General features: G+C 61.6%; 5 protein-coding genes and 2 pseudogenes. 3 read left to right on the top strand and 4 right to left on the bottom strand.

Features of this window, described 5'->3' with window-relative positions:
- Positions 1-352: 352 nt before the first annotated feature.
- From ACJRW5_RS10800 to ACJRW5_RS10790, 3 genes are read left to right on the top strand one after another with little or no spacing between them, the layout of a single operon-like run.
- On the top strand, positions 353-1,708 hold the full coding sequence (locus ACJRW5_RS10800; protein ID WP_484570510.1) for a TolC family outer membrane protein: 1,356 nt from the start codon (positions 353-355) through the stop codon (positions 1,706-1,708).
- Positions 1,709-1,730: 22 nt separating this feature from the next.
- Positions 1,731-3,890: a type I secretion system permease/ATPase gene (locus ACJRW5_RS10795; protein ID WP_484570509.1), complete on the top strand. Its 2,160-nt coding sequence runs from the start codon at positions 1,731-1,733 to the stop codon at positions 3,888-3,890.
- A 12-nt stretch (positions 3,891-3,902) separates the two neighbouring features.
- Entirely contained in the window at positions 3,903-5,261 is a 1,359-nt protein-coding gene (locus ACJRW5_RS10790; protein WP_484570508.1) for an HlyD family type I secretion periplasmic adaptor subunit, read from the top strand.
- Between the two features lie 100 nt (positions 5,262-5,361).
- On the opposite strand, the gene ACJRW5_RS10785 is transcribed toward ACJRW5_RS10790, so the two are convergent.
- From ACJRW5_RS10785 to ACJRW5_RS10770, 4 genes and pseudogenes are all read right to left on the bottom strand, one after another.
- Positions 5,362-5,955 (bottom strand): tRNA-uridine aminocarboxypropyltransferase, encoded by a 594-nt coding sequence (locus ACJRW5_RS10785; protein ID WP_484570507.1) that lies wholly within the window; start codon positions 5,953-5,955, stop codon positions 5,362-5,364.
- Between the two features lie 74 nt (positions 5,956-6,029).
- Positions 6,030-6,998, bottom strand: a pseudogene (locus ACJRW5_RS10780) (methyl-accepting chemotaxis protein); the annotation flags it as partial.
- A 318-nt stretch (positions 6,999-7,316) separates the two neighbouring features.
- Positions 7,317-7,520 (bottom strand): annotated as a pseudogene (locus ACJRW5_RS10775) (PAS domain-containing protein); the annotation flags it as partial.
- A 186-nt stretch (positions 7,521-7,706) separates the two neighbouring features.
- Positions 7,707-8,600 carry a LysR family transcriptional regulator gene (locus ACJRW5_RS10770; RefSeq protein ID WP_484570506.1) on the bottom strand — a complete coding sequence of 298 codons (894 nt, stop codon included), beginning with the start codon at positions 8,598-8,600 and terminating at the stop codon, positions 7,707-7,709.
- Positions 8,601-8,737 lie beyond the last annotated feature (137 nt).

Genomic DNA, 8,737 nt, shown 5'->3' with positions numbered 1-8,737 from the left:
TGCTGATTGAAATGGAACGGCGCAAAATCCCGAAAACGCTACTGACAAAAAAATGTCACCACAGCATGCGTCGAACTACTCCATCAGATTAATCCCCGATTTTGATGCCTGACTGCCCACTACAACTGCGCAAGCCACGAAAATCGAGCACTTACGCAGTTAACGCCTTCAAACAATGTGCTGCTTTTCGCAGACTTCATAAGATTTTTTCCGAATAGGGGTTGTGAAAAAATCATCTTAGGTCCTCCGAAAGTTGTTCTTAGCTCTGATGTTACAAGCCTGAAACGGTTTGACAGGCAAAAACGCCATTTTTATGGCGACAGGATAAGAACTTCAGTAAGGAGAAACGCCAATGCGCACCCTATCCCCGCTATGGAGCGCCATGCTTTTGGCGACGGTCTGCAGTCAGGCAAACGCCATGAACCTCACGGAGGCAATCCAGAGCACGCTGGACAACCATCCGGAAATTCATGCCGCAGCCAACAGCCGCCTTGCATCGGATGAAGATGTGAAATTCGCCAAAGGCGGTTATCTGCCCACGGTCGACCTGCTGGTCGGGTACGGTCGGCAAAACACCGACAGCCCTAGCACCCGCGCCCTGGGCGACCACAACACGGAAACCCTCAACTATCGCAACGCAGAGCTGCGCCTGCGGCAGATGCTGTTCGATGGTTTCAACACGCCCAACGAAGTCGCCCGCACCGAGGCCGTGGTCAACTCCCGCGCCTATCGCTTGCTGGGCACCTCCGAGAGCCTTGCCCTGCGCACCGTCGAGGTCTATCTGGATGTATTGATGCGTCGCGAGATGGTCACCCTGGCACGCAACAACCTGCAGGCACACACGCGCATCAATGACCAGATTGGCTTGCGCAGCCGTCAGGGTGTCGGCAGCACCGCCGACCTCGACCAGTCCGAGGCCCGCCTGGCACTGGCGCAAAACAACCTCTACACCGAGGAGGTCAACCTGGCCGATGCCGAAGCCAACTTCTTCAGCGCGGTCGGCCGCCTGCCGGACCAGCTCGAATCCCCTGCCACGATCAAGGGCAACATGCCGGAGGACCTGCTCGCAGCCCGGCAAACGGTGATGGACAACAACCCCTTCCTGAAATCGGCACAAGCCGACGTACAGGCCGCCGAGAAGCAGTACGAAGTCGCCAAATCGCCGTTCTACCCGCGCTTCGACGCAGAACTGGCCACCTCGGCCGACGACAACGTGCAGGGTGACGAAGGCCATTACAGCACCTGGCGAGCCGCCGTGGTGATGAACTACAACCTGTTCAACGGCATGCGTGACAAGGCTCGCCTGCAATCGGCCGCACACCAGATCAACGAGTCCATGGACATTCGCAACAACGCACTGCGAGTGCTCAACGAGAACCTTTCGCTGGCCTGGAATGCCATGGAAAACGCGCGTGTGCAAACGCCCAAGGCGAGGGACTACGCGGACTACACCGCCCGCGTTCGCGAAGCCTACCAACAGCAGTTCAGCCTGGGGCAACGCACCCTGCTCGATCTGCTCGACAGCGAGAATGAACTGTTCACCGCCAACCGCCGCTACACGGAGGTTCGCTACGGCGAAGAGTTCTCGATGTACCGCGTGGTTGCAGCGATGGGTGATCTTCTGCGTCAGCAGCAGGTCGTGGTCCCGGCGGAAGCGGTAGCCCTCACCGAGGTGAAGAGCGAGGCGCGCCTGCCAGAAATGAAGTAAGCCGTATCGGCAGGAGTAGTACATGACAACCATGGAACGGCCAGGACCGGCCAGTGATCCGCGGCTCAGCCACGACGATCCATTGCTCGATGGCTTGCTGATTCTCTGCAAGCTGCATGGCTGCTCGGTCAGCCGCGGCACATTGAGTGCGGGCCTGCCTTTGCCGGCCCAGCGCCTGAGCGCCGACCTGCTGCCGCGTGCCGCGGCACGGGCCGGCCTGCAAGGGCGGCTGCTGCAGCGCGATCTCGCAAGTATTTCCCCGCTGAGCCTGCCGGTGTTGCTGCTACTGAAGAACGGGCGCAGCGCCGTGCTGCGCCAATGGGGCCCCAAGCAACAGGCACAGATCTTGCCGTGCGAAACCGACGGCGGCGAACAATGGGTCAGCCGCGAGCAACTGGCCGCCGAGTACAGCGGCCAGGCCTTCTTCGCCCGCCCGCGACATGAGCTGGAAGAAGCTCGCACACCGCTGGTGCCGCGTATAGAAGCCTGGTTCCGCGACACGCTGAAGCTCTCGCGCTGGCTGTACACCGACGCCGTGCTGGCCAGTCTGCTGATCAACCTGCTCGGCCTCATGGTGCCGCTGTTCGTCATGCAGACCTACGATCGCGTGGTGCCCAACCAGGCCACCGCGACCCTCTGGGTCCTGGCCATTGGCTTGCTGATCGGTACCGGCTTCGAACTGCTGCTCAAGGTATTACGTGCGCACCTGCTCGATACAGCCGGCAAGAAGACCGACGTGGTGCTCTCGGCCACGCTGTTCGAGCGCATCACCGGCATGTCGATGAAAGCCAGACCGGCCAGCGTGGGCGGCTTCGCTCAGAGCATCCATGACTTCCAGGGGCTGCGCGATTTCCTCACCGCCGTGACCCTGACCAGTCTGATCGACCTGCCCTTCTCACTGTTGATGCTGCTGGTGATCGGCCTGATCGGTGGCCCGTTGGTATTCATCCCACTGCTGGCATTTCCGCTGACCGCGCTATTCGCCTTCATCATCCAGGCGCGCCTGCGCGATACCGTACAAAAGAGCCTGCAACTGGGCTCGCAGCGCCAGGCCTTGTTGATCGAAACCCTGGGCGGCCTGGAGATGCTCAAGGCCTGCAGCGCCGAGAGCGAACGCCAACACCAGTGGGAACAGACCCACGGCGCCCTGACCCGCCTGGACGGCCACGCCAAGTTCCTCGCTTCGCTGGCCACCAACGGCACCCTGTTCCTGCAGCAGTTCGCCGGCATGAGCACCATAGTCGGCGGCGTCTATCTGATCATCGCCGGCAATCTCAGCGTCGGTGCGCTGGTGGCCTGCTACATGCTGGGCAGTCGCATCCTCGCGCCTCTGGGGCAAATCGCCGGGTTGATCACCCGCTATCAGCAGGCGCGCCTGACCATGACCAGTACCGACGCGCTGATGGCCCTGCCCCAGGAACGTCAGGAAAAGCAGCGCCCGCTGGATCGCACCCAGCTCAAGGGCGCTCTGGAACTACGCCAGATCAGCTTCACCTATCCCGGGCAAAGTGCTCCGGCGCTGAACAGCGTCAGCCTGCGTCTGGGGGCTGGTGAGCGCCTCGGCATCATCGGTCGCAGCGGTTCGGGCAAGAGCACCCTGGCGCGCCTGCTGATGGCTTTCTACAACGCGGATGACGGCCAGATTCTTCTCGACAACCTCGACCTGCGGCAACTGGATGTCGCCGACCTGCGCCATCAGATCGGCTACGTCTCCCATGATCTGCCGCTGCTGGCTGGCAGCCTGCGTGACAACCTGACCCTGGGCGCACGATACATCGACGATTCGCGCATGCTCGAAGTCGCCGAGCTGACCGGTGTGGTCGACCTGGCCCGGCAGCACCCTCAAGGCTTCGACCGGCCGGTAGGCGAGCGTGGCCAACTGCTCTCCGGTGGCCAACGCCAGGCCGTCCTGCTGGCACGTGCCCTGCTGCTCGACCCGCCGATTCTGGTGCTGGACGAGCCTACCAGCGCCATGGACAACACCAGCGAAGACCTGCTGCGTCAACGCCTGCACAAATGGGTGCAAGGCAAGACGCTGATCCTCATCACCCACCGCGCCTCCATGCTCAGCCTGGTCGAACGCCTGGCCGTACTGGACAACGGCCGCGTTGTCGCCGACGGGCCGAAAGAGTCGGTGATCGAAGCCCTGCGCAAGGGCCGTGTTGGCCCGGCCAGCCTGTAGGAGCGACGGAGCATGCAAGCGACGCAGAATCTCGGCGGCTACCTCGGCAGCCTGCGCGACAAACGCCAGGACACCGAATTCATGCCGGAGGTCGAGGGCGCCATTCTCGAAGACTCACCCTGGCTGACCCGCATCACCGTGTGGGCAGTCTGTGCCTGCCTGCTGGCGGCGCTGGTCTGGGCGCACTTCGCCGTACTGGAGGAAGTCACCACCGGCGAAGGCAAGGCCATTCCCTCGAGCAAGGTGCAGGTGATCCAGAACCTGGAGGGCGGCATCGTCAGCGAGATATTCGTGCGCGAAGGCCAGGTGGTGGACAAGGGCGATACCCTGCTGCGCCTGGATGACACCCGCTTTCTCTCCAATCAGGGTGAAACCGAAGCCGACCGACTGGCCCTGATCGCACGCGTCGAGCGCCTGACCGCCGAAGCCGAGGGCCGCGCGCCTGCCTTGCCCGAAGAAGTCACCCGCGACGCCCCGCAACTGGCCGAGGATGAACTGGCGCTGTATCGCTCACGCCAGCAACGCCTGGAGAGCGAGCAGCGCACGCTGGGCGAACAATACCGGCAGAAGGAACAGGAGCTGGCCGAGTTCCGCTCCAAGGCGCAGCAGTACCGCTCCAGCCTGGGCCTGCTGCAGCAGGAGCTGAACATGTCACAGCCGCTGGTGGCCTCCGGGGCCATCTCGCAAGTGGAAGTGCTGCGCCTGCGCCGCAGTCTGGTGGAACAACGCGGCGCGCTGGAAGCGACCAACCTGGCCATTCCACGCGCCGAAGCGGCGATGGCGGAGATCAAGAGCAAGATGCAGGAATCACAGCTGGCCTTCCGCGCCGAAGCCTTCAAGGAGCTCAACGAAGTGCGCACCGAGCTGCAGAAGATCAACGCCACTAGCGTGGCGATTCAGGACAAGGTCACCCGCACCACCGTGACCTCGCCGGTGCGCGGCGTGATCAAGCAGCTCAAGGTCAACACCATTGGCGGAGTGGTCCAGCCCGGCAGCGACATGCTGGAGATCGTGCCACTGGACGACAGCCTGCTGATCGAGGCCAAAGTACGCCCGCAGGATGTCGCCTTCCTTCATCCGGGGCAGAAGGCCATGGTCAAGTTCACCGCCTACGACTACACCATCTACGGCGGACTGAAGGCCAACCTGGAGCTGATCAGCGCCGACACCATCACCGACGAAGAAGGCAACAGCTTCTATCTGATCCAGGTGCGCACGGAGAAAAGCCACCTGGGCAGCGAGGAAAATCCACTGTTGATCATCCCCGGCATGGTCGCGACTGTGGACATCATCACCGGCGAGAAAAGCGTGCTGGCCTACCTGCTAAAACCCGTGCTCAAAGCCCGCTCGGAAGCCATGCGCGAACGCTGAGTGCGCCGCAGCAATAGACGTAGCGCGGGTGAAATCCGGGGATGATCTGCACACCCTGAAACGCCCCCGGATTGCATCCGGGCTACGGGGGCGGCGCCAGCTAACGCAGGTGATTGCGGGTGAAAACCTCTTGCCCCATCGCCGCGATCTGCCCCTCGATCAACGCGTCGAAGGGCTTGAGCAGCGCGTCAAAACGCTGCGGCGCCTCCAGCGCATCCAACGCCGCGACGATCGCTTCTATGGTCGATAACGCGCCTTCTCCTGGCGCCTTGCGCAGACGATAGCGCGACACTGCAACCGTGCTCAGGCTGACCCTTGGTAGCGCTGCCAACAGTGGATTGAGATGCAGCAGCTTGCGGGCCTTGCGCCAGGTGCCGTCGGGCACTACCAGCAGCAGCGGCTCATCGCTCGGCCCATAGCTCGTCAACGCCACAGCATCTTCACCAGGAAACAACAGGCAGGCCCGATAACCGGGCTGCGCCAACAACGCAGGCAGATCATCGAAGACCTCACCCACGTGCAAGTCGGCATTGTGCAGTCCCAGCGCCGCAAGCCGAGCAGTATTGAGCGCATGCCCGACCTCACTCGGGTGCTGCAGGATAAGCACCCGGGTACGGCTATCGAGGTCGGGAATCAGCGGGCAGAGGCAATGGCTGAGGGGGCGCTGGCAGCGCGAACAGGTCGGACGAGGCATGTCGCGCAGTGTGCCATGAACGGCAGCTGCGGCGTAGCCCGACTGCAACCCAGGCTACGCATCCACCTGAGTGGTCAGCGATTGAAGCGCTCGGCCAGACTGTGCAGGTAGTCGGCCATCTCTTCCAGTTCGCGACTGATCTCAACCCCCTGGTGGGCCTGACCGGCACTATTGTCGGAGAGCTGAGCGATACGTGTTATCTGCCGGCTGATATCTTCGGCAACATGACTCTGCTCTTCGGCTGCCGCGGCCATTTGCTGGCTCATACCGGTAATGCGGGTGACGGCTGAGCTGATGCCTTCCAGGGCATCACGCACCGACTCCACACTGTCGACGCTGCCACGGGAAATCTCTTCGCCCTTGCCGGCAGTCACCACCGCTCGTTCAGCGCCAGCACGCAAGTCGGCGATGATCTGGTGAATCTGCTCGGTAGATTGGCGAGTACGCGACGCCAGAGAGCGAACCTCATCGGCAACCACGGCGAAACCTCGTCCCTGCTCCCCTGCCCTGGCTGCCTCGATCGCCGCATTCAGCGCCAGCAGGTTGGTCTGCTCGGCAATCGAGGTGATCACATCGGCGACGCTGCCGATCGATTGCGTGGACTCGGCCAGCTCGTTGACTGCCTGACCGATATCGGTCACCGCCTTGGCCATCTGGCGCATCGAGTCGAGACTGCCGACGGCCAGATCACGCCCATTGCGCGCCAGGCGATCTGCCTCCTCGGCAGCATGCGAGGTGTTCTGTACGTTGTGCGCAACCTCCTGAATCGTCGCGGCCATCTCGTTAATCGCGGTCGCCGACTGGTCGGTTTCAGCACGTTGCTGATCCAGCAACTCGGAGCTGGAACGCGAGAGTTCGGCTGACTGAGAAGCCCGCTTCTTGACGTTTACCCCTGCGTCTTCCAGTCGTGTCAGCGCCGTTTGCAAGCGCGCCTCCTCACTGATCATCGCCATGTCCAGCAGTGCCTGGGCGCCACGGTTGTCGCTGTAGGTCAGCGCGACCAGAGCACTGGTGAAGGCTTTCGGGTGTTCTGCCAGGGTTCCGCGAATAAGCTGGCGAGTGCGATACAACTGGTAGGAACCCAATGCAAACAAGGTCAGGATGATGAAGACCATCAGTGGCCAACCCGATAGCAACCAGTGCGACGCAAGGATGAGCAGCGATGCTGCGATCAGCGGCCAAGAACGAACCAGATCATACGTCCAATACTCGAGCCTCGGCACCGGTGGTTTGCCTGCCCGCAGGCGTGCGTAGAGCTTCTCCGCACGGCGTTTCTGCGCCTCGGTCGGCAGCGAGCGTACCGACTCGTAGCCGACCATACGCCCGCCCTCGTAGACCGGGGTGACGTAAGCACTGACCCAGTAGTAGTCACCGTTCTTCGAGCGATTCTTGACGATGCCCATCCAGGGTTTGCCCTGCTTGATGGTTTCCCACATGTGGGCAAAGACACCTGGTGGCATGTCGGGGTGACGAACGAGGTTATGCGGCTGGCCAATCAGCTCTTCACGCGTGAAACCGCTGATCTCGACAAAGGCATCGTTGCAATAGGTGATCCGGCTATCCATATCGGTGGTGGATATCAGACGTTCTTCAGCAGCAAAGGTACGTTCCCGCTGGGTTACGGGCAGATTCTGTCGCATCGAGGCATCCCTGTTCGTATTAGGAAGACACATGAATAAGTACTAGCACAGGGCAATCACCGCGCCAGGCTCCTTTTCATGCATATTTTTCTGGGGTTAATCGGACCTGTTTCAGATTTGATTCAGTTGCGTCTTGAGCAGATCCCGAAACGTTTGAATCAACGGCTCACGCGTACGGCCACGGCGCAGAATCAAGGAGAACGGCGCCTGATAACCGAAGGTGGCTGGCGATAGCACGCGCAACTGCCCCTCATCCACCCAATGCTGGGCGTAATGTTCGGGCAGATAGCCGATGTAGGCTCCGGAGAGCACCAGAATAAGCTGCGCCTCCATCGACTCCACCGTCGCCGCACTGTGCTTGAAGCCGTGCCTGGCCAGCTCGGCCTGGCTCCAGTAGCCGCGCCCGACCATACGCTGCTGGGTAATCAGCTCCACCGGAATGCGCCGCTGACTAAAGAGAGCATGGCGCTCACTGCAGTACAGCCAGTGCTGTTCACGATACAAGGGCTGATAAACCAGACCATTCATGCGCGTGGAGAACGCGCCAAGAGCCAGGTCGAGGCGGTTGTCCAGAACGGCCAACTGCAACTCGTAGGGGCTCATCACTGACAGATGCAGATGCACGCCAGGATGCTCCTGGCTGTAAGCGCCAATCACCTCGGCCAGTGGCAAAGCCGGGTCGCTCACCGTGGAATCCAATACGCCGAGGTTGAGCGTGCCGCGTAGCTCGCCCTTGAGGGCGGCCGAGTAACGCTCGAACCCTTCCAGCTCACCGAGCAGACGCAAGGTCTCCTGGTGGAACAGCTCCCCCTTGCTGGTCAGACTGAAACCACCGCGCCCCCGATGACAGAGCACGATGCCGAGCTGACTTTCCAGCTGACTCATGTAAGTGCTGATGGCCGAGGTGGAGAGATTCAGTTCCTGCTGCGCAGCGGCGAAGCCCTGATGGCGTACCACAGCGACGAAGATCTTCAGCAGTTTCAGGTCGGGCAAGGCGAAGGACATAGGGCGTACGGTAAAACGGCAGGCCCATAGTGTAGCGTCTGGCCGGTGTCGAACGCACCTGCGACGGCTCCGTTAGTTCAAACTTTCCTGAACTAAGTATTTGCACGAAGCGATTTAAACGGCGCGCGGCATAGGCC

This window comes from Pseudomonas pichavaramensis (assembly GCF_050473265.1).
GTDB lineage: Bacteria > Pseudomonadota > Gammaproteobacteria > Pseudomonadales > Pseudomonadaceae > Aquipseudomonas.
Note: the sequence above shows the minus strand (reverse complement) of the source record. Positions and strands in the feature narration are given on the sequence as shown.